A 1,195-nucleotide genomic window follows, 5' to 3' on the forward strand; every position below is an offset into this window, starting at 1 on the left:
CGCCCTCCAGGGACACGGCGCCGAGCACGCGGACCCGCGGAGACGCGCCGGCCGGGTCGCGCGTCGCGACGTGCGTCAGGTCGTAGTCGGTGGCGTCGGGATCGCCGTCCGCCGCGACGTCGTCGACCGGGACGATCGCCTCCACCTCGGCGAGCGACGGTTCCCGCACGTGCGTCGGGTCGCCGGCGAGCTCGGCGCCCGCGAGCGCGACCAGCTGCCGCAGCTGCGCCTCCTGGTCCGCGGAGAGCCGCTGCGGGCGGAGCCCCATGCCGGCGGGCGCGAGCTGCGCCCGCGCCGCCCCCGGCCCGACCTGGAGGCTCCAGCCGGGCTCGCCGCCCAGGGCGGACGGCGCGGCCCCGTGCACGATGCTCGCGAGGGCGATCCGAGGACCGTCGTCGACCAGGGCCGCGAGGCGGGCGCGCTCGGGCTCGGGCACGGGCGCGCCGAGCACGACGATCTCCGGGCTCCAGGTGTCGCGCGCGAGCCCGGCGGCGCGGGCCGCGCCGACGCTCGTCGCCCCGGACCGCGCCAGCGCCCGCCGGTCCAGCTCCGCACGCCGGGACAGCTCCTGGCGCAGGGCGGCGACGGAGTCGTGCCGGCGGACGCGACCGGTGCGCAGCGTCTCCTCCAGCCCCACGAGGGCGTCCGCGAACGGGTCGCCCGGCACGCCGACGACGTCGACCTGCAGGTCGTCCGCCCAGGCGGAGGTGGCCAGCTCGACGACGAGCGCCGCGACCACCTCGCCGGCGTCCTGCGCGGCGCCCGTCACGGCGAGGGTCCCCACCGTCTCGAGGTTGAGCAGCACGTGGGACGGGCCCTCGTCGTGGCCGAGCGTCACCAGCGCCGGGTAGGGCGCGGGGACCGCGGCGAGGCTCTCGCCGTACGACTCCTCGAGGCGCCGCACGCCCGCCCGGTCGAGGGACCACACGGTGCCCGTCGGGTCCGCCGCCCACGGGGCGGCGAGCGCGCCCGGGGCGGCGAGGTAGAGGTCCACCGTCGTCTCGCCGAGCCGGACGGCGCGCAGCGCGGGCAGCGGGCGCCGGGCGTCCGCGCACTGCCGGGCCAGGGCCCGCAGGGCGACGTCGAGGCGCGCGACCGACAGCGGGTCGGCGAGCGAGCGCGACTCCTGCTCGAACGCCGCGACCTCGCCCGCGGGCATCGGCGTGCGCTGCCCGGGCAGGCGTCGCCGCTGCTG

1 pseudogene is annotated in these 1,195 nt (G+C 79.9%); it reads right to left on the reverse strand.

The features are described 5' to 3' along the window. Positions 1 to 1,195: pseudogene (locus ACFWEK_RS21775) on the reverse strand (peptidoglycan-binding LysM); the annotation flags it as partial.

The sequence above is a fragment of the Isoptericola sp. NPDC060257 genome, assembly GCF_042726645.1.
GTDB classification, from domain to species: Bacteria; Actinomycetota; Actinomycetes; order Actinomycetales; family Cellulomonadaceae; genus Isoptericola; species Isoptericola nanjingensis.